This is a genomic window from Streptomyces sp. P9-A4, assembly GCF_036634195.1.
Classification (GTDB): domain Bacteria; phylum Actinomycetota; class Actinomycetes; order Streptomycetales; family Streptomycetaceae; genus Streptomyces.
Genome location: NZ_JAZIFY010000001.1, coordinates 810,138 through 827,925 on the forward strand (window position 1 = coordinate 810,138; position 17,788 = coordinate 827,925).

A 17,788-nucleotide genomic window follows, 5' to 3' on the forward strand; every position below is an offset into this window, starting at 1 on the left:
AGCGCGAATCGGGCTCCAGGAGTGCACACGATGGATCACAGCGGGCACGGCATGACCACGGATCTGCCGCCGTTCACGCTGGGTCGGGGCCTGGAGTTCTCGCCCGACCTCTTCTTCCTGATCGGCTGCCTCGCGGGGCTCGGGCTGTACGGGTGGGGCGTGGTGAGGCTACGGCGGCGCGGGGACGCCTGGCCGGTGAGCCGGACGGTGTTCTTCACGGTCGGCGTGCTGACGATCGCGCTCGTGATGTGCACCAAGCTCAACGACTACGGCATGGTCATGTTCAGCGTGCACATGGTGCAGCACATGGTGATCTCCATGCTGTCGCCGATCCTGCTGCTGCTCGGCGCGCCCATCACGCTGGCGCTGCGGGCGCTCCCGGTGGCGGGGCGCGGCTCCACGGGTCCGCGCGAACTGCTGCTGAAGCTGCTGCACAGCCGGTACATGAAGGTGATCACGCACCCCGGCTTCACGATCCCGATGTTCATCGCGAGCCTGTACGCGCTGTACTTCACTCCGCTCTTCGACTTCCTGATGGGCTCGAAGGCGGGTCACATCGGGATGATGGTGCACTTCCTGATGGTGGGCGTGGTCTTCTTCTGGCCGATCATGGGCGTCGACCCGGGTCCGCACCGGCCGGGGTTCGTGATGCGGATGCTGGAGCTGTTCGCGGGCATGCCGTTCCACGCCTTCTTCGGCATCGCGCTGATGATGGCCACCGAGCCGATGGTCAAGGCGTACGAGAACCCGCCGGCCTCGCTGGGGATCGACGTGCTCACCGACCAGAACGCGGCGGGCGGCATCGCCTGGGCGTTCAGCGAGATCCCGTCCGTGCTGGTGCTGATCGCGCTGGTCTACCAGTGGTACCACTCCGAGCAGCGGCAGGCGGTCCGCCAGGACCGGGCCGCCGACCGGAACGGCGACAAGGAGCTGGAGGCGTACAACGCCTACCTCGCCTCGCTCCAGACCCGCGGCCGCTGACTCCGGCGCACGCCGGAGCGTCCGGGGAGTAGCGCGCGCCCCTCTCCCGGGGTGACGATGGGCTGGACGGCTTCCGCGACCTCGGTCGGGAGGAGGACGGACACATGTCCGGTCCCACGAAGACGATGGCGGTGCTCACCTTCGCCGCGCTGGTGCTGACCACGGCGTACACGGTGGCGCTCGGCAGCAGCGGCTGGCTCTGGTTCGGCTGGGTGGTGCTCGGCGTGGTGACGATCGGGATGGCCGCGTCGGACAGCGCGTCCCCGCCCACGCCGCGCCCCCGCCCACCGGCGGGGGCCGGGCCCGCGCATCCCTGATCGTTTCGGTGGTCGACCGACCGCCGGGTTACCCACCCGCCCTTTCTCCGGTCGTACGGCGGGGAAGCCGCGCGCGGTGACGGCGGCCAGGACCGCCAGGACGATGATTCCCGCCGACTCGACGACGATCGTGGGCACGACCAGTTCCGCGTCGATGGACTCCTGGAATCCGAAGAGTCCGGTGGTGAGGCTGACGACCAGACCGGCCAGCGTGCCGGCCGTGAAGAGCGCGCCAAGGGCGGCCGGGACGGCGAGGAACCGGGTCGGCGCGGCCAGCAGCGCGAGGGTCAGCAGCACGCCGCCGATGCCGTTCAGCAGGAAGAGCGCGCCGATCGTCGCCAGGTCCCGGTAGCCGGTGTCCCAGAGACGGAGGTGGATCGCCGCCATCGCCGCTGTCAGACCGGCACCGGCCAGGCGCAGAGCGATGACGCTCCAGGCCCGCTCAGTAGCCATTGCCCGTCGGGCTCTCGTTCACCGCTCCCCCGGCACCGCCCACGGTGATCTCCGTCTTCATGCCCAGGTCCTTGTGTCCGTCGACGGGGCAGTAGATCTCGTACTTGCCGGACTTCAGCGTCACGGTCAGCTTCGTGCTCTTGCCGGGATCCAGGTTCTGCGAGCGGTTCTCGCCGCCGGGGCCCTCCACCGCCAGGGCGTGGACGTGGTGGCCGATGTTGTTGACGACGAAGGTGTAGCCGCCGGCCTTGTACGTCTGCTGCGACAACGCGATGTGGAAGTCGGAGAGGTCGGCGGTCACCTGGGTGGTGCCCGCCGTGCTGCTCTGTGCGGGTGGTGCGGTGCTCTGCGCCGGTGGTGCGGTGCTCGCCGACCCACCGCCGCTCCCGCAGGCTGCCAGCAGCCCGGTGAGCCCTCCGGCCGCCAGCCCGAGCGCCACGCGGCTCCGCGTGCGTGTCCCTGTCATCACTCCGCCCTCCGCCTGTTCTCGTTCTCCGGGGATTCGTTCTCGGGGTATTCGTTCTTCGGGGGATTCGTTCTTCGGGGGATTCGTTCTTCGGGATTTCCGTTCCGCAGGGGATACGGACGAGCGGCGCGGAGGGATTGCGCGGGGCCGGAGGAGGAGAATGAGGGGGTGTTCCCGCACGGATCCGGATCCGGCGCAATCCCCTGGGGGCGGCGAAACGTATCCAGGGGTATGCGGAGCATGGGTATGTCACTCGGGCACGCGCCGGACGAGGCGCTGCTGTCCGGCCTGACCACGGGAGATCCCGAGATCGCCGTCGCGTTCGTGCGCCGTTTCCAGCGCACGGTGTTCGGTGTCGCGGTCGCCGTCGTCGGCGACCCCCAGCTCGCCGAGGACATCGCCCAGCAGACGTTCGAGCGGGCCTGGCGGCACGCCTCGGTCTACGACGCGCGGCGCGGTTCGGTGAAGACCTGGCTGACGACCATCGCGCACAACCTCGCGGTCGACGCGGTGCGGGCGCACCGGGCCGATCCCGTGGCCCCGGAGGATCTGGACGCCCTCCTCGGCGTCATGACCGACACCCCCGAGGAACGGGCCCTCGCCGCCGAGACGGCGGCCGGGATCGGGGCGGCCCTGGCCCGCCTGCCGAGGGAACAGGCCCGCGCGCTGGCGATGGCCGCGATCTACGGGATGACCGCGCGGGAGGTCGCCGACTTCGAGCACATACCGCTGGGTACGGCGAAGACGCGGATCAGGACGGCGCTGCGCAGGCTGCGGACGGCATGGGGAGCCGAGGTGAACCGGCGATGAGCGACGACCTGACCTGTGAGGGACTGAGGGAGCTCGACGCCGAACTGGCGCTGGGTGTGCTCCCGGCGCGGGAGCGTGCCCTCGCGGTCGCGCATCTGGACCACTGCCCCGGGTGCCGGGAGCACATCGCGCGGCTGACCCCCCTCGGTGACGGCCTGCTGGGGCTGCTGCCCGGCTCGGAGCCGCCGGTGGGCTTCGAGACCCGCGTCACCGCACGCTTCGGGGAGCTGTTCACCGAGCGGTCCGGCGAGCGGCCCGAGCGCGTGGAGAACTCCGGGCGGCCCGAGCACCACAAGAAGTCCGACCGGCCCGAGCGGTCCCGGACGTCGGCGCGGCGCCGCCTCCTGCGTCCTCGGCTCGCGGCGGCCGGCGCCGCCCTCGCCATCGCCTGCGGCTTCGGCGGCTGGGCCGTCGGCACCGCCGTGAACGAGCCGCTGGTGGCCTCCGCCCCCGCGCATCCGGCGCACAGCGGTCTGATGGAGGCGGCCCTGGTCGCCGACGGCCACGAGGTCGGCCGGATCTACGCCCACCCCGGCACGCCGGGCTGGGTCTACATGTCCGTCGAGCTGAGCGGACGGGACGGACCGGTCCGCTGCCGCCTCGAACGTACCGACGGCAGCGCGGTTCCCCTCGGCTCGTTCGCCCTCAAGGGCGGGTACGGCTACTGGGGCGCACCGGCGAACGTGGATCCCTCGGCGCTGTCCGGCGCCCAGCTGCTCGCTCCCGACGGCTCGGTGCTGGCCACCGCGCACTTCCCGTCGGCCGTGGTCGCCTCGTGACGGGCGGTCCCGCCGCGCACCTCGCCCAACCCGGGCGGGTTTCCCGGACATGGCCTAGCCCTTGGGGGCGAGTACCACCCAGATCTGTCCCGGTGCGAAGGCGAGCGGCTTGTTGGCCGGGGTGGTGAACGTGGTGCCGGACGCCGCCGTGGGCCGGGACCAGTGGGCCTCGTACGACCGCCCGTCCCGCAGCACCTGCGCCGTACCGCTGCCGACGCTCTCGGTGTACGGGGAGACGTTGCCGAGGAAGTCGTGGAAGCGCGAGGGGTGGATCTTCACGTGCTGGACGACGACGGTCGTCGGCTTGAGCGGTCCCGCGTCGGTGGTGCGGGCCGCCCGCCCGTCCATCGCGACCCGCCAGTCCTTCTCCGCCGCGTTCCAGGTGAAGGTGTAGCGGGCGGCGGGGTAGCGCACGGTGCGCTCGCGGACCGGGGTGCCGCCCTCGGCGGCGGGCCCGAAGCGGAAGCCGATGTCCTGGGAGAGGCCTGCGTCCGGGGCCGCGGCCAGGGCGCGGCCGGGCAGCAGGTACAGGTTGTGGGGGGCCGGACGCGCGGCGCTGCGGACGAACGCCCGGGGGGCGTCCTCCTGTGGCAGCGGGTACAGCGGGGCGGCCTTGAGCAGGGGTTTCAGTGCGGTCTGGGAGCCGGAGTAGGCGAGCGCCGGGGTGCCGAACTGGGCGAGGAGTTCGATGTCGGACTCGCGGGCGCTGCGGACGGGGCCGGTCCGGTCGGGGAGACGGGAGGAGTAGACGGCGAGGAGCCTGGTCACCCCTCCCTCGACCTGTTCGACATAGACGAGGTCGGCCGAGCCGAGGCCGGTGTGGGGGCGGGCCGCGGCCACGTTGTCGATCTTGACGGCGAGGACGGGGGCGGGTTTCGCCGGGAGCCCGGTGAAGGGCGAGCGTCCGGTGGGGGCCGGGGTGGTGGGTGCGGGGCTCGTGGTGGCGGGCGTGGGTGTGGGGGACGGTTCCGGCGTGCCCGGGTGGGAGCAGCCGTACAGCCCGGCCGCCGTCAGCGCGCACAGAAGCGCGGTGAGGACACGGCCGGGGCGCCTGGTACCACGCTGGTCGTCCGTCATGGTGACGCTCCCCCACCAGTGGACCACGAGCCCCCGCGCCGATACAACGGGTGGAAGGACGACGAACGGGGGTCGCGGGTGTTCTACCACCTGATGAAGTACGTACTGCTCGGACCGCTCCTGAGACTGCTCTTCCGGCCCCGGATCGAGGGGCTCGAACACATCCCGGAGGAGGGTGCGGCGATCGTCGCGGGCAACCACCTCTCCTTCTCGGACCACTTCCTGATGCCGGTGGTGCTCGAACGGCGGATCACCTTCCTGGCGAAGCAGGAGTACTTCACGGGGCCGGGGATCAAGGGGCGGCTGACGGCCGCGTTCTTCCGGGCCGCCGGCCAGATCCCGGTGGACCGGTCGGGGAAGGAGGCCGGGCGGGCCGCGATCCGCGAGGGGCTCGGGGTGCTGGACCGGGGGGAGCTGCTCGGCATCTACCCGGAGGGGACGCGTTCGCACGACGGACGGCTGTACAAGGGCAAGGTGGGGGTGGCGGTGATGGCGCTGACGGCGGGGGTGCCGGTGGTGCCCTGCGCGATGGTGGGGACCTTCGAGATCCAGCCGCCGGGGAAGGTCGTGCCGAGGATCCGCCGGGTCACCATCCGGTTCGGGGAGCCACTGGACTTCTCCCGGTTCAGGGGTTCGGCCGGTGAGAGGGCGGTGGTCCGCGCGGTGACGGACGAGATCATGTACGAGATCCTGCGGTTGTCCGGGCAGGAGTACGTGGACGAGTACGCGGCGGTGGTGAAGGCCGCGGCGGAGGAGAACGAGGGCCCGGCGCGAAAGTTCCCCCGCGGGGAACGCTGAGGGCGGATCCGCGCTTGGCGCAATGCCCTGGGCCGCCGTCCCCGCCGCCCTTAGCCTCGCGTCCATGACCAAGGGAAACGCGTTCGTGCTGGGCGGATCGGGACAGGTGGGGCGGGCGGCCGTGCGGGCGCTCGTCGCGGACGGCTGGGAGGTGACGGCCGCCTCGCGGGGCGGCGGCAGGGACGGCGGCTGGCCGGACGAGGTCCGGTCGGTCCGGCTCGACCGGGACGAGGAGGGCGCGTTGGCCTCGGCGCTCGGCGGGGGCACCGACGTCCTGGTGGACATGGTGGCGTACGACGCCGGGCACGCCGCCCAGTTGACCGGGCTCGCGGACCGGATCGGTTCGGCGGTGGTGATCTCCAGCGGGGCGGTGTACGAGGACGAGCGGGGGCGCAGTTTCGACACCCAGGACCGGCCGGACGGCTTCCCGCGCTATCCGGTGCCGATCCCGGAGTCCCTGGCGACGGTGGCACCGGGCGGGAGCACGTACGGCACCCGGAAGGTCGCCTTGGAGCGGGCGCTGACGGCGGCCGGGGAGCTGCTGCCGACGACGCTGCTGCGGGCGGGCGCGATCCACGGTCCGCACTGCCGGTCGCCGCGCGAGCTGTTCTTCGTGAAGCGGTCGCTCGACCGGCGCCCGGTGCGGGTGCTGGCCTACGGCGGTCTGTCGCGGTTCCATCCGGCGCACGTGGAGAATCTGGCCGAGCTGATCCGGCTGGCGGCTGCGAAGCCGGGCACGCGGGTGCTGAACGCCGCCGACCCGGAGGCGCCCACGGTCGCGGAGATCGCGGCGGCGGTGGACGCGGTCGTGGGGGTGGAGAGCGAGACGGTGCTCGTGGACGGGCCGCCGCCGGTGGGCATCGTGGGTCAGACGCCGTGGGGCCTGGACGCGCCGATCGTGTACGACATGACCGCGGCGGAGCGGGAGTTGGGCTACCGGCCGGTGGTGGGGTACGCGGAGTCGTTGCCGGCGACGGTGGAGTGGCTGGCGGAGCGGCTGGCGGGCCGGGAGTGGCTGGAGGCGTTCCCGAACCTGGCCAAGTACGGGCAGGACTGGTTCGACTACGCGGCCGAGGACGCCTGGCTGGCCTCGCGGTGAGACGGCGGAGAGGGGCGGGGCCGTCGGACGGCCCCGCCCCTCTCCTCACCCGGTTCCGGGCGGTGTTACGGCTGCGGAGTGGCGTGCGGGGCGCACGTCTGGTCCGTGGCGTCGACCTTGCCGGTCAGCAGGTAGGTCTCGACCTTGGCGTTGAGGCAGGGGTTGACCAGGTTGGTGATGCCGTGCGAGCCGGCGTCCTTCTCCGTGATCAGTCGCGAGCCCTTGAAACGCTTGTGCAGCTCGACGGCGCCGGCGTACGGGGTGGCGGCGTCACGCTCGGACTGGGCGATGAGCACCGGCGGCAGGCCCTTGCCGGTCTTCACCTCCGTCGGGCGCTGGCGCGGGGCGGACCAGGTGGCGCAGGGGAGGTTCATCCACGCGTTGGCCCAGGTCATGAAGGGGTACTGCTCGTGGAGGCGGGTGTTGTCCCGGTCCCACTTCTTCCAGCTGGTCGGCCAGGCGGCGTCGTTGCACTCGACCGCGGTGTAGACGGCGTTGCCGTTCTCCGAGGCGATGTTGCCGGCCGTGTCGGTGAGGTCGGCCGCGGCGTTGTCGATCAGCGGCTGCGGGTCACCGGCGGCGTACGCGCTCCAGGCCTCGGCCACCAGGGCCCAGGTGGAGTCGTAGTACGGGGCGTTCTGGAAGAAGCCGATGAGCTCCGCCGGGCCGACCTTCCCTCCGAGGGGGGCCTTCTTGGCCGCGGCGCGCAGGGTCACCCACTGCTGCTGGACCTCCGCCAGGGTGTCCCCGAGGTGGTAGGTGGCGTCGTTCTGGGCGACCCAGGTCATCCAGTCCTTGAGCCGGCCCTCGAAGGCGATGTCCTGGTCGAGGTTGACCTCGTACCAGATCTTCCGCGTCGACGGGTTGACGACGCTGTCGAGGACCATGCGGCGGACGTGGCTCGGGAAGAGCGTGCCGTAGACCGCGCCGAGGTAGGTGCCGTAGGAGACGCCGACGAAGTTGAGCTTCCGCTCGCCGAGGGCGGCGCGGACGACGTCGAGGTCACGGGCGGTGTTGGGGGTGTTCATGAAGGGCAGCAGGTCGCCGCTCTTCTCGGCACAGCCCTTGGCGTAGTCGGCGGCGAGCTTGCGCTGCGCGAGCTTGTCGGCCTCGCTGTCGGGGACCGGGTCGAGCTTGGGGCCCTTGACGAAGTCGGTCGGGTCGACGCAGGAGATGGGGGCCGACTTGCCGACGCCGCGCGGGTCGAAGCCCACGAAGTCGTAGGCCTTGGCGGCGTTCGCCCAGATCGCGTTCTTGGTGGTGACCCGGCGGGGGAAGCGGAGGCCGGAGCCGCCGGGGCCGCCCGGGTTGTAGAGGAGCGCGCCCTGGCGCTCGGCGGGGGTGCCGGTGGCCTTGATGCGGTCGACGGCGATCTTGATCTTCTTGCCGTTGGGCTTCGCGTAGTCGACGGGAACGCTGACCCAGCCGCACTGGATCGGCTTCTCGAGGCCCCAGTCGGCCGGGCAGTCCTGCCAGTCGATGCCCGTCTGGGCGGCGCGGGCGGCGGCGACGGCGACGCCGATCGACTCCGCGTCGCGCAGGTGGCGGTTGCTGTCGGCGTTCGCCGCCGGGGCGGCGAGTGCGCCCACGACGAGCGTGCCCGCTATCAGAGTGCCGGCCGAGCCGAGCACCGCTGTGCGTCTCACATGTCCTCCCCCAGTGGGCGCCGCCCCCGTGGCAGCGCCGCGTGTTGGTTGTCGGGGGATCCTTTCGTCCCGGGGGCTCCCGATGAAAGAGCGAACACGTGTTTCTTTGCCGAACCAATAACCGGTGAACGGTGTACCGCTGAGCGGTGACCTCGCAGAGACCTCTCAGGAACGGTCAGAACGGGGCGAGTTCGGACAGAATCCTGTCGAGCAGGCGCCGCAGCGTGAGCGCGTCCGGCGCGACCGCGGTGGCGAGGGCGGCGGGCCCGGCCAGCGGGGTGACGGCGGCGTTCTCCCCGAACAGCGCGGCCCGTACCGGCTTCTCGGCGAACGCCGGGTCGACGACCAGGAGCTGACCGGTGGCCCGGTGGCCTCCGAGCACCGCGCCGCCGTCCCAGCCGCCGGGGGCGCCGGGGCCGAAGGCCAGTTCCTGGTCGAGCAGGGGCCGTCCGGCCCTGCGCACGGTGAGCCGGGTGACGAGGGTGCCGGGCGGTTCGCCGTGGCGGCCGAGGATCTGCTCCTCACGGAGGACCAGCCGCGCGGTGGGCGCGAGCTCGACGACGGTCCGCATCCGCAGGTCCGACCCCCGGACCGAGACCAGCTGTTCCGGCAGCCAGCGGAGCACGGCCCCGTCGCCGACGGTGATCCGCAGGTCGTACGCGGCGGGCTCGGCGCTCCGGCCCGGCAGGGCGAGGGTGGCGGCGGCGGAGTCGACCAGGAGCCGGGCCCCGTCCCTTACCTCGGTCTCGATCGCGAGCCGGTCACCGCCGAGCGGGGCGCTCATCGCCCCGACGACGGTGACCCGGGTGTACGGACCGGAGGCCTCCGCGTGCGGCCCGGCGGCACCCGTGTGCGGGCCGGCCGCCCGGGTGCGGCGCAGGGCGAGCGGGCCGTCGCTGACCAGGAGCGGCAGCCCTCCGTCCGCGTCGGCGGCGATCCGGGCCGTGGCGCGCAGGCTCACGCGGTCCAGGCCACGAGCCGGGCGCGGACCCAGTCGGCGACGGGCGCGACGCCGTTCTCGGCGCGCAGCGAGGTGAAGGCGACGGGCAGTTCGCCGCGCTGCGCCTCGGCGTCGCGCGCCATCCGCTCCAGGTCGGAGCCCACATAGGGGGCGAGGTCGGTCTTGTTGACGACGAGGAGGTCGGCGGTGGTGACGCCGGGGCCGCCCTTGCGCGGGATGTCGTCGCCGCCGGCCACGTCGATGACGAAGATCTGGGCGTCGACGAGCCCCTTGGAGAAGGTGGCGGTGAGGTTGTCGCCGCCGGACTCGACAAGGATGAGGTCGAGCGGCCCGACCGCCTCCTCCAGTTCCTCGACGGCTTCGAGGTTGGCGGAGATGTCGTCGCGGATGGCGGTGTGGGGGCAGGCGCCGGTCTCGACGGCCTGGATGCGCTCGGGCGGCAGGACGGCGTTGCGGAGCAGGAACTCGGCGTCCTCCCGGGTGTAGATGTCGTTGGTGACGACGGCGAGCGAGAGGGTGTCGCGCAGGACCCGGCAGAGGGCGGCGACGGTGGCCGTCTTGCCCGAGCCGACCGGCCCGCCGAGCCCGATGCGCAGGGCGCGGCGGGTGCCGTCGGGACGGTGGGCGTCGGCGGAGACGGCGCCGTGGTGGTCGTGGGAGTGGTCGAGGTGCATGGGGCGGCTCCAGCGGTTCTCAGGAGTGATGCTCGGAAGTCGTACTCAGGAGCGGGTGCTCAGGAGCGAGGCTCACCAGTGGTGCTCAGGTCGCGAAGAGGCGGACGGGCCAGGCCGCGTGCTGCTCGGCGGTGATGTCGAGAAGGGGCGCCGAGGCGGCGGGCAGGGCGTCGATGCCCTGCCGGGCGGCGGCGGCCGCCTCCTCCGCGACCAGGTCCATGGCGGGGGCGAGCCGGGCGAGCACGGCGGTGGCCTGGAAGGGGTCCAGGCCCAGCAGCCGGACCGTGGCGGTGGCGGGGCCGCTGACCGTCTCGTACGCGACACAGTGTGCGGCGTCCTCGGGGCCGAGCCCGGCGGAGCGGGCGGCGAGCCCGAGGACGACGGGCTGGTGGGCGCCGCGCGGGAACGCGGCGGCGAGCGCGTCGAGTTCGGGTCCCGGCCAGGTGGCGCGGGCCGCCCGCATCATCTGCCGGCCCAGCCTGCGGGCGGCGGCGCGCAGGGCGGGTGAGGGGGTGCGGGCGTCGGCGGCGGCGTCGAGCGCGTACGGGTCGTGGCCGAGCGCCGCGGCGGCGGCGAGGGCCGCCGCGGTGAGACCGCTGGTGTGCAGCCTGCCGCGGCAGAAGGCGGCGAGGCTCGCGGCGTCCGTGATCCGGCCCGCCTTGACGGCGGCCTCGGCCCCGCCGGAGTGGGCGTGCCCGCCGGCGGGGAAACGCCCGTCGGCGAGCACGAGGAGGGCGGCGCGACTCGTCATCAGAAGAGGAAGTAGCGCTGGGCCATGGGCAGTTCGGCGGCGGGCGCCGGTTCGACCGCCTCGCCGTCGATGGTCACCGTGAAGGTGTCGGCGTCGACCTCGACCCGGGGCAGCGCGTCGTTCTCCCGCATGTCCGCCTTGGACACCCGTCGGGTGTTGCCGATCGCCGTGAACTCCTTGTTCACGGCGAGTCGTTGGGCGATGTCGTCCTCGATCGCCGCCTGGGCGACGAAGTTGACCGAACCGGCCGCCGCGGCCTTGCCGAGCGCGCCGAACATGGGGCGGGGCAGCACCGGCTGGGGGGTGGGGATGGAGGCGTTGGCATCGCCCATCTGCGCGTACGCGATCTGTCCGCCCTTGAGGACGACGAGCGGCTTGACCCCGAAGAAGGCGGGCTCCCACAGGACCAGGTCGGCGAGCTTGCCGGGCTCGACGGAGCCGATGAGGTGGCCCATGCCCTGGGCGACGGCCGGGTTGATCGTGTACTTGGCGACGTAGCGACGCGCCCGGTGGTTGTCGGCACGGCCGTCGCCGGGCAGGGCGCCGCGCCGCTTCTTCATGACGTGGGCGGTCTGCCAGGTGCGCATGATCACCTCGCCGATCCGGCCCATGGCCTGGGCGTCGGAGGAGATGATCGAGATGGCGCCGAGATCGTGGAGGACGTCCTCGGCGGCGATCGTGGAGGGCCGGATGCGGGACTCCGCGAAGGCGAAGTCCTCGGGGACGGCCGGGTTGAGGTGGTGGCAGACCATCAGCATGTCGAGGTGTTCCTCGATGGTGTTGAGGGTGTGCGGCCGGGTCGGGTTGGTGGAGCTGGGCAGGATGTTCGGCTCGGAGACCACCGTGATGATGTCGGGGGCGTGCCCGCCGCCGGCGCCCTCGGTGTGGTACGCGTGGACGGTGCGGCCCGCGATGGCGGCGAGGGTGTCGCCGACGAAGCCCGCCTCGTTCAGGGTGTCGGTGTGGATGGCGAGCTGGGCGCCCGTCTCCTCGCACACGTCCAGACAGGTGTCGATGACGGCGGGGGTGGCGCCCCAGTCCTCGTGGATCTTGAATCCGAGGGCTCCGCCGCGCAGCTGGGAGTGCATGGCCTCGCGGGACATCGTGTTGCCCTTGCCGAGCAGGCCGATGTTGACGGGGAAGGTGTCCAGGGCCTCGAACATCCGGGCCGTGTGCCAGGGGCCGGGGGTGACGGTGGTGGCCTTGGTGCCCTCGGCGGGTCCCGTGCCGCCGCCGACGAGGGTGGTGACGCCGGTGGCGAGGGCCTGTTCGACGACGGTCGGCGAGATGAAGTGGACGTGGGTGTCGACGGCTCCGGCGGTGACGATCCGGCCGTTGCCGACGATGATCTCGGTCTCGGGGCCGATCACCAGGTCGGGGTGGACGCCGTCCATGGTGTCGGGGTTGCCGGCCTTGCCGAGGGCGGTGATCCGGCCGTCCCTGATACCGATGTCGGCCTTGACGATGCCCCAGTGGTCGATGACCACGACGCCGGTGATCACCGTGTCGGGGGCGCCCTCGGCGCGGGTGGTGCGGGCCTGGCCCATGGACTCGCGGATGACCTTGCCGCCGCCGAAGACGGCTTCGTCGCCGGCGCGGCCGGGGCCTCCGCTGCGGTCCTCCTCGATCTCCACGAGGAGGTCGGTGTCGGCGAGCCGGACGCGGTCGCCGGTGGTGGGGCCGAACAGGTCGGCGTAGACGGCACGGTGGAGGTCAGGCACGGTCGCCGTCCTTGTCCTGGGCGGTGGTGTCGAGGGGTCCGGCGGTCTCGCCGCGCAGGCCGGGCACGATCCGGCGGCCGGCGAGGGGGACGAGCTCGACCTCGACGGGGATGCCGGGCTCGAAGCGGACGGCGGTGCCGGCGGCGATGTGCAGCCGCTGCCCGCGCGCGGCGCCCCGGTCGAACTCCAGACCGGGGTTGACCTCGGCGAAGTGGTAGTGGGAGCCGACCTGGACGGGCCGGTCGGCGGCGTTGAGCACGGTCAGGCGGGTGACGGGGCGTCCCTCGTTGAGGGCGACGGGGCCGTCCGCGTACAGGATCTCTCCGGGGATCATCGCGGCGCCCCGTTCAGACGATGGGGTCGTGGACGGTGACGAGCTTGGTGCCGTCCGGGAAGGTGGCCTCGACCTGGACGTCGTGGATCATCCCGGGGATGCCGTCCATGACCTCCTCGCGGGTGAGCACCTTGCGTCCGGAGGCCATCAGCTCGGCGACCGTGCGGCCGTCCCTGGCGCCTTCGAGGACATGGGCGGTGAGCAGGGCGACGGCCTCGGGGTGGTTGAGCAGCACCCCGCGGGCCCTGCGCTTCTCCGCCACGTCAGCCGCCACATGGATCAGCAGGCGTTCCTGTTCGTGCGGACTCAACTGCACTCTTCCACCTCACAGTCGTCTGCCGGGAGGAACCCCGGACAGCTGCGGACCCTACCGACCGTCAACACCTTGTTGAACTGCGGAGATGCGGTACGCGAGCAGACATTGCACGTTAGGGCGGAAGTTTTTCCGGCTCGTTAACTACGTCTTTGCGATCTCATGATCGTCGGACCGGGCGCGCGCTCAGGAGACGCCGGGCTCGCGGTGGTGGGCGGCGATGCCGAAGCGGCCCTGTTCGCCCGGAGCGGAGTCGAGCGTGCGCAGGCGGGAGACCGTACTGACCACCTGCTCGTCGGCGGGCTTCTCGGCCGCCTCCAGTTCTGCCAGGTCAGCGGCGGAGACCAGGGCGACGAGGGGCTTGCCGTGCCGGGTGACGACGACGCGCTCACCGCCGTACACGACGCGGTTGATGAGGTCGGCGAGCTCAGCCCGCGCTTGCGTCACCGGGATCTCGTAGGTCATGCTCCCCATCTTACGGGCTGTACGTCCTGTACATTTTTTACAGATGGAGGTGCCCGCCATGGATGCTCGCCATGTCCTGCCCGAGTTCACGGAGCGGACCAGCTACGGAACCCGCACCCTCGACCCCTACTCCAAGCTCCTCGAATCCCGGATCGTCTTCCTCGGCACGCCGATCGACGAGGTCTCCGCCAACGACGTGATCGCCCAGCTCCTCTACCTCGACCACGCGGCGCCGGGCCAGGACCTCTCGCTCTACATCAACTCCCCCGGCGGCTCCGTCACCGCCATGACCGCGGTCTACGACACCCTCCGCTCGCTCCACTGCGACGTGGAGACCACCTGCCTCGGCCAGGCGGAGTCCACCGCCGCGGTCCTGCTGGCCGCGGGCACGCCGGGCAAGCGCGCGATGCTGCCCGGCGCCCGGATCACCCTCCGGCAGCCCGCCGTGGACGAGCCGCTCCAGGGGCAGCTCAGCGACCTCGACCTGCACGCCGGCGAACTCCTCCGCCTGCGCGCCCTGATGGCGGGAATGCTCACCGAGCACACGGGACGGACGCGGGAGCGGATCGACGCCGACCTCGACCGCCTCACCGTCCTGGACGCGCCGGCGGCCGTCGCGTACGGCCTGGTGGACCACGTGATCACCAGCCGGCGGGACGCCGTCGGCCCCACGGAGCGGTGAGCCCGCCGTGGTCCCCGAGCTGCCGCCGCTGCCCGCCCTGACGCGGGCCGAGGGCGAGTTCGTCGACGCGTACCTCGAAGTCGTCGACCTCCTGGGGAGGATCAACCCCTCCAGGGGCACCCACACCTACGGGGCGCTGCGCGCGGCCCAGGCCCTGGTGAAGCGGGCCGAGGCGCTGCGCGAGGCCGTGACCCTGATGCACGCGCGGGGCGAGAGCGAGGTGCACGCGGACACCTTGGCGCGCGCCCTGCGGGTGCTGGACGGGGAGCGCAGGACAGGTCGCGTCACCGTCCCGGAAGCACGCGCGAGTTGACATTCCGGCGCGTCGTGTCCAGGTCCGGACGGCCGACACGAACCGCAGATCCGATCCCCCGTTCGGCGTAGTCGACGAGTCGACATATATGCCGGGTGAGTTGCACAACAGGTGTACACATCTGGCCGAATCGGGCGTTCCGTCGCTGGTGCGGGGCTCGTCGGCCAAACCTCCGACGATCACGAAAGCATCCTGTCCACCTGAATGGATCAGTCGTGAGGAGCCTCACATATCGCCGTTTCAGCTCGGATTTCGCCCTGTCCGTGGGTCAAGATCCCTGTCGACGACAAGCCCCCGCCACCACGGCGGGGCGGTCCGGGCGGACGCCGAGTCCTGCCGCTGTCCCGGATGTCTGGTCGACAGGAGTGGATCGGCAGGAGTGGAGGACCCGATTTAGACGGGACGTACGCGCTGTTTCGGCAGCGAGGCCGTCCCTTGGGGTGAAGCCGCAGCCGCGGCCGGGCATCTTCGCCAGCCCGAACCCGACAGGTCATCCTTCGCAGGCGGCTGACGAAGGGTTGCGCATGACCGCGCAGATGCACGTCCCGTCCCTGCTGTCCCGGGCCGGAGCCGTCTCGGCTCTCACCCTCGCCGCCGTCGGCGGCACGCTGTTCGCACCGGGTGCGGCAGCGGAGGCCCAGGCAGCGACGAACTACGCGAACAAGGCACTGAGCGTCGCCGCGTCCAAGAAGGGAGCCCCGTACCGGTACGGGAGCACCGGGCCCACGAGGTTCGACTGCTCCGGTCTGACGCTCTACGCGTACAAGAAGGCGGGCAAGTCGCTGCCCCGCACCGCGCAGCAGCAGTACAACAGGACCCGGCACATCTCCGCCGGCAGCAGACAGAAGGGGGACCTGGTCTTCTTCCACTCCGGCGGAAGGGTGTACCACGTGGGCATCTACGCGGGCAGCGGCAAGATCTGGCACTCGCCCAAGACGGGCTCCTGGGTGAAGCTCGACAGGATCTGGTCGTCGAAGGTCTACTACGGCCGCGTCCGCTGATCCGGCGACGGTAGCGGTACGACCCCGAGGGGTGCGGCGGCGCCACCGCACCCCTGCACGGGCCGTACGGTCAGGGCGCCGGGCGTACGGTCAGGGCCCCGGGCGCGTACGGTCAGGGCCCGCCCGACACGGCCCTAGGGCCTGTCGTCACACTCCCGTCGTCGCCCGAAGGGCGGCCCTGCGGCGTCTGGTGCGTGCTCTCGGCGTGCCGGGCGGAAGCCCTCGTACTGGACGTACTCGGGCTTTCGCCCGGTGCGGCGAGAGCGCGTGCCAGGCGTCGTGGGGCAGGCGGGAGTGTGACGACAGGCCCTAGCGGCTCGCCAGTGGGGCCGGGGTCCAGGGGAGGGTGATCCACACCGTCTTCCCGCCCTCCTCGGTCGGGGTGAAGGAGAGACGGCCGCCCGCCTCCGCCGCCAGGGAGCGGATGATGACCATGCCCCGGCCGTTGTCCTGCTGGACCGCGGCCGGAAGGCGGCGCGGCAGTCTCGGATGGCTGTCCGTCACACCGATGAGGAGCCGTTCCTCGCGCTCCAGGCGGACGTCCACCGTGAACGTGGGCGACTGGCCGAGGGTGTGCAGCACGGCGTTGGTGGCCAGTTCGGAGACGATGATCCGGATCGCGTCCGCCGTCTCGGCCGCGTCGTCGAGGCCCCACCCGCCGAGCACCTCCGCGACGAACCGCCGGGCCGTGGGGACCGAGGCGGGCTCGCTCGGCAGAGTGACGGATGCTTCCTGCTGATCTGCCATGGCGACGCTGTCCCTTTCCCGCCGGGGTCGCTGCCCCGGATTGCGCTTGGGGCGTCAGAGTGGCACCGATCGGACCGCGCCGGGCGGCGTTCCACCAAGATATGTCCCCATCTGTCGCCCGATGCGGTGAACTCTGCGGCCCGGGAGCCCTCTTGGGCCGCCCTTCACCCCTGCCTGGCGGCCGGCGCCGTCCGCAGGATCGTCGCCACCGCGCGCTCGATCTGCACGTCCGTCAGATCGGCCCGCGCGGTGAGCCGCAGCCGCGAGATGCCGTCGGGCACCGACGGCGGCCGGAAGCAGCCGACCGCCAGACCCTGTGCGCGGCAGTCCGCCGCCCAGCGCAGCGCCGCCTCCGGGGAGGGTGCCCGCACCGAGACGACGGCCGCGTCGGGCCGGGCCGCCGTGAGGCCGGCCTCGGTGAGCAGCCCGTACACGGTGGTGGCGACGGTACGGGCCCGTTCGGCGAGGCCCGGTTCGGCGACCAGCAGCCGCAGGCTCGCGAGCGCGCCGCCCGCGGCGGCGGGGGCGAGCCCGGTGTCGAAGATGAAGGTGCGGGCCGCGTTCACCAGGTGCTCGATCACCCGGGCCGGCCCGAGGACGGCGCCGCCCTGGCTGCCGAGGGACTTGGAGAGGGTCAGCGTGGCCACCACGTCCTCGTCGCCCGCGAGCCCCGCTTCGTGGAGGGCACCCCGGCCCCCGTCGCCGAGGACGCCGAGGCCGTGGGCGTCGTCCACGACGAGTCCCGCGCCGTGCGCGCGGCAGGCCCCGGCCAGCCTCGGCAGCGGGGCCTTGTCGCCGTCGACGGAGAAGACGGAGTCGCTGACGACCAGGGCCCGCCGCCCCGGGTGCGCGTCGAGCGTCTTGGCGACGGCCTCGGGGTCGGTGTGCGGGACGACGGCCGTTTCCGCGCGCGCGAGGCGGCAGCCGTCGACGATCGAGGCGTGGTTGGACGCGTCGGAGACGATCAGGGAGTCCCGGCCGCCGAGCGCGGTCAGCGCGGCCAGGTTGGCGGTGTAGCCGGAGGAGAAGACGAGGGCGGACTCGAAGCCGCAGAACTCGGCGAGTTCGCGTTCGAGCCGGCTGTGCAGCCGGGTGGTGCCGGTGACGAGCCGGGAGCCCGTCGAGCCCGCGCCCCAGCGCACGGCCGCCTCGGCCGCGGCCCCGGTGACCTCCGGGCGGCGGGTCAGCCCGAGGTAGTCGTTGCTCGCCAGGTCGAGCAGCTCCGACTCGGCACTCCGGGGCCGCAGCGTACGGACCAGACCGGCGTCGGCCCGGCGGCGCGCCTCGGCGTCGGTCCAGTCGAACGCGGTACGGCGCGGGCCCGCGGCCCGTGCCTCCTCGGCCTGAGACATACGGCGATCCTTTTGTAGGCAGCGCACAGACCCTAGCCGGAGCATGCC

21 protein-coding genes and 1 riboswitch are annotated in these 17,788 nt (G+C 72.4%); of the genes, 8 read left to right on the forward strand and 13 right to left on the reverse strand.

All coding sequences use genetic code 11. From position 1 onward, the window contains the following. Positions 1 to 30 precede the first annotated feature (30 nt). Positions 31 to 981 (forward strand): cytochrome c oxidase assembly protein, encoded by a 951-nt coding sequence (locus V4Y03_RS03445; RefSeq protein WP_332433949.1) that lies wholly within the window; start codon positions 31 to 33, stop codon positions 979 to 981. Here V4Y03_RS03445 and V4Y03_RS03450 read toward each other — a convergent pair. After that, positions 948 to 1,751 (reverse strand): hypothetical protein, encoded by an 804-nt coding sequence (locus V4Y03_RS03450; protein ID WP_332437303.1) that lies wholly within the window; start codon positions 1,749 to 1,751, stop codon positions 948 to 950. The genes V4Y03_RS03445 and V4Y03_RS03450 overlap by 34 nt on opposite strands. Further along, a complete protein-coding gene (locus V4Y03_RS03455) occupies positions 1,741 to 2,190 on the reverse strand; it encodes a cupredoxin domain-containing protein (RefSeq protein WP_317873495.1) in 450 nt (149 codons plus the stop codon). Before V4Y03_RS03455 ends, V4Y03_RS03450 begins: the two co-directional genes overlap by 11 nt. A gap of 267 nt (positions 2,191 to 2,457) precedes the next feature. On the opposite strand from V4Y03_RS03455, the gene V4Y03_RS03460 reads away from it, so the two are divergent. Beyond that, the gene (locus tag V4Y03_RS03460; RefSeq protein ID WP_442809512.1) at positions 2,458 to 3,027 is read left to right on the forward strand and encodes an RNA polymerase sigma factor; all 570 of its coding nucleotides are present in this window, start codon (positions 2,458 to 2,460) and stop codon (positions 3,025 to 3,027) included. Beyond that, positions 3,024 to 3,806, forward strand: coding sequence for a zf-HC2 domain-containing protein (locus V4Y03_RS03465; RefSeq protein ID WP_332433950.1), 783 nt, complete (start codon positions 3,024 to 3,026; stop codon positions 3,804 to 3,806). The genes V4Y03_RS03460 and V4Y03_RS03465 overlap by 4 nt, the downstream gene beginning before the upstream one ends. A 54-nt stretch (positions 3,807 to 3,860) precedes the next feature. On the opposite strand, the gene V4Y03_RS03470 is transcribed toward V4Y03_RS03465, so the two are convergent. After that, on the reverse strand, positions 3,861 to 4,883 hold the full coding sequence (locus V4Y03_RS03470; RefSeq protein ID WP_332433951.1) for a DUF3048 domain-containing protein: 1,023 nt from the start codon (positions 4,881 to 4,883) through the stop codon (positions 3,861 to 3,863). Positions 4,884 to 4,961: 78 nt separating this feature from the next. On the opposite strand from V4Y03_RS03470, the gene V4Y03_RS03475 reads away from it, so the two are divergent. Further along, positions 4,962 to 5,681, forward strand: a complete 720-nt coding sequence (locus V4Y03_RS03475; protein ID WP_332433952.1) for a lysophospholipid acyltransferase family protein — start codon at positions 4,962 to 4,964, stop codon at positions 5,679 to 5,681. Between the two features lie 64 nt (positions 5,682 to 5,745). Further along, positions 5,746 to 6,780, forward strand: a complete 1,035-nt coding sequence (locus V4Y03_RS03480) for an NAD-dependent epimerase/dehydratase family protein (RefSeq protein WP_317873500.1) — start codon at positions 5,746 to 5,748, stop codon at positions 6,778 to 6,780. Between the two features lie 65 nt (positions 6,781 to 6,845). On the opposite strand, the gene V4Y03_RS03485 is transcribed toward V4Y03_RS03480, so the two are convergent. The 8 genes from V4Y03_RS03485 to V4Y03_RS03520 all read right to left on the reverse strand — a co-directional run bounded on the left by V4Y03_RS03485 (position 6,846) and on the right by V4Y03_RS03520 (position 13,645). Further along, complete coding sequence (locus tag V4Y03_RS03485) at positions 6,846 to 8,426, reverse strand: alpha/beta hydrolase (protein WP_317873501.1); 1,581 nt, start codon at positions 8,424 to 8,426, stop codon at positions 6,846 to 6,848. Positions 8,427 to 8,601: 175 nt separating this feature from the next. Next, positions 8,602 to 9,387 carry an urease accessory protein UreD gene (locus tag V4Y03_RS03490; RefSeq protein WP_332433953.1) on the reverse strand — a complete coding sequence of 262 codons (786 nt, stop codon included), beginning with the start codon at positions 9,385 to 9,387 and terminating at the stop codon, positions 8,602 to 8,604. Beyond that, entirely contained in the window at positions 9,384 to 10,061 is a 678-nt protein-coding gene (gene ureG / locus V4Y03_RS03495) for an urease accessory protein UreG (RefSeq protein ID WP_317879142.1), read from the reverse strand. Before ureG ends, V4Y03_RS03490 begins: the two co-directional genes overlap by 4 nt. Before the next feature lie 85 nt (positions 10,062 to 10,146). Beyond that, on the reverse strand, positions 10,147 to 10,812 hold the full coding sequence (locus V4Y03_RS03500; protein ID WP_332433954.1) for an urease accessory protein UreF: 666 nt from the start codon (positions 10,810 to 10,812) through the stop codon (positions 10,147 to 10,149). Beyond that, positions 10,812 to 12,533 (reverse strand): urease subunit alpha, encoded by a 1,722-nt coding sequence (locus tag V4Y03_RS03505; RefSeq protein WP_332433955.1) that lies wholly within the window; start codon positions 12,531 to 12,533, stop codon positions 10,812 to 10,814. Before V4Y03_RS03505 ends, V4Y03_RS03500 begins: the two co-directional genes overlap by 1 nt. Further along, positions 12,526 to 12,867: an urease subunit beta gene (locus V4Y03_RS03510; RefSeq protein ID WP_317877971.1), complete on the reverse strand. Its 342-nt coding sequence runs from the start codon at positions 12,865 to 12,867 to the stop codon at positions 12,526 to 12,528. Before V4Y03_RS03510 ends, V4Y03_RS03505 begins: the two co-directional genes overlap by 8 nt. A 13-nt stretch (positions 12,868 to 12,880) precedes the next feature. Next, positions 12,881 to 13,183, reverse strand: coding sequence for an urease subunit gamma (locus tag V4Y03_RS03515; protein WP_332433956.1), 303 nt, complete (start codon positions 13,181 to 13,183; stop codon positions 12,881 to 12,883). A 183-nt stretch (positions 13,184 to 13,366) separates the two neighbouring features. Continuing rightward, the gene (locus V4Y03_RS03520; protein WP_317877969.1) at positions 13,367 to 13,645 is read right to left on the reverse strand and encodes a type II toxin-antitoxin system Phd/YefM family antitoxin; all 279 of its coding nucleotides are present in this window, start codon (positions 13,643 to 13,645) and stop codon (positions 13,367 to 13,369) included. Between the two features lie 49 nt (positions 13,646 to 13,694). On the opposite strand from V4Y03_RS03520, the gene V4Y03_RS03525 reads away from it, so the two are divergent. The 3 genes from V4Y03_RS03525 (at position 13,695) to V4Y03_RS03535 (ending at position 15,641) form a co-directional block, all read left to right on the forward strand. Continuing rightward, positions 13,695 to 14,327, forward strand: coding sequence for an ATP-dependent Clp protease proteolytic subunit (locus V4Y03_RS03525; RefSeq protein WP_443079859.1), 633 nt, complete (start codon positions 13,695 to 13,697; stop codon positions 14,325 to 14,327). Positions 14,328 to 14,334: 7 nt separating this feature from the next. Next, a complete protein-coding gene (locus V4Y03_RS03530; protein WP_317877967.1) occupies positions 14,335 to 14,640 on the forward strand; it encodes a hypothetical protein in 306 nt (101 codons plus the stop codon). A 399-nt stretch (positions 14,641 to 15,039) separates the two neighbouring features. Then, positions 15,040 to 15,161, forward strand: a riboswitch (cyclic di-AMP (ydaO/yuaA leader). A 3-nt stretch (positions 15,162 to 15,164) separates the two neighbouring features. After that, positions 15,165 to 15,641 carry a C40 family peptidase gene (locus V4Y03_RS03535; protein WP_317877966.1) on the forward strand — a complete coding sequence of 159 codons (477 nt, stop codon included), beginning with the start codon at positions 15,165 to 15,167 and terminating at the stop codon, positions 15,639 to 15,641. Positions 15,642 to 15,950: 309 nt separating this feature from the next. Here V4Y03_RS03535 and V4Y03_RS03540 read toward each other — a convergent pair whose 3' ends face one another. Both V4Y03_RS03540 and V4Y03_RS03545 read right to left on the reverse strand, forming a co-directional pair. Next, the gene (locus V4Y03_RS03540; RefSeq protein ID WP_317877965.1) at positions 15,951 to 16,388 is read right to left on the reverse strand and encodes an ATP-binding protein; all 438 of its coding nucleotides are present in this window, start codon (positions 16,386 to 16,388) and stop codon (positions 15,951 to 15,953) included. A gap of 164 nt (positions 16,389 to 16,552) precedes the next feature. Then, positions 16,553 to 17,740, reverse strand: coding sequence for an 8-amino-7-oxononanoate synthase (locus V4Y03_RS03545; RefSeq protein WP_332433958.1), 1,188 nt, complete (start codon positions 17,738 to 17,740; stop codon positions 16,553 to 16,555). Between the last annotated feature and the right edge of the window lie 48 nt (positions 17,741 to 17,788).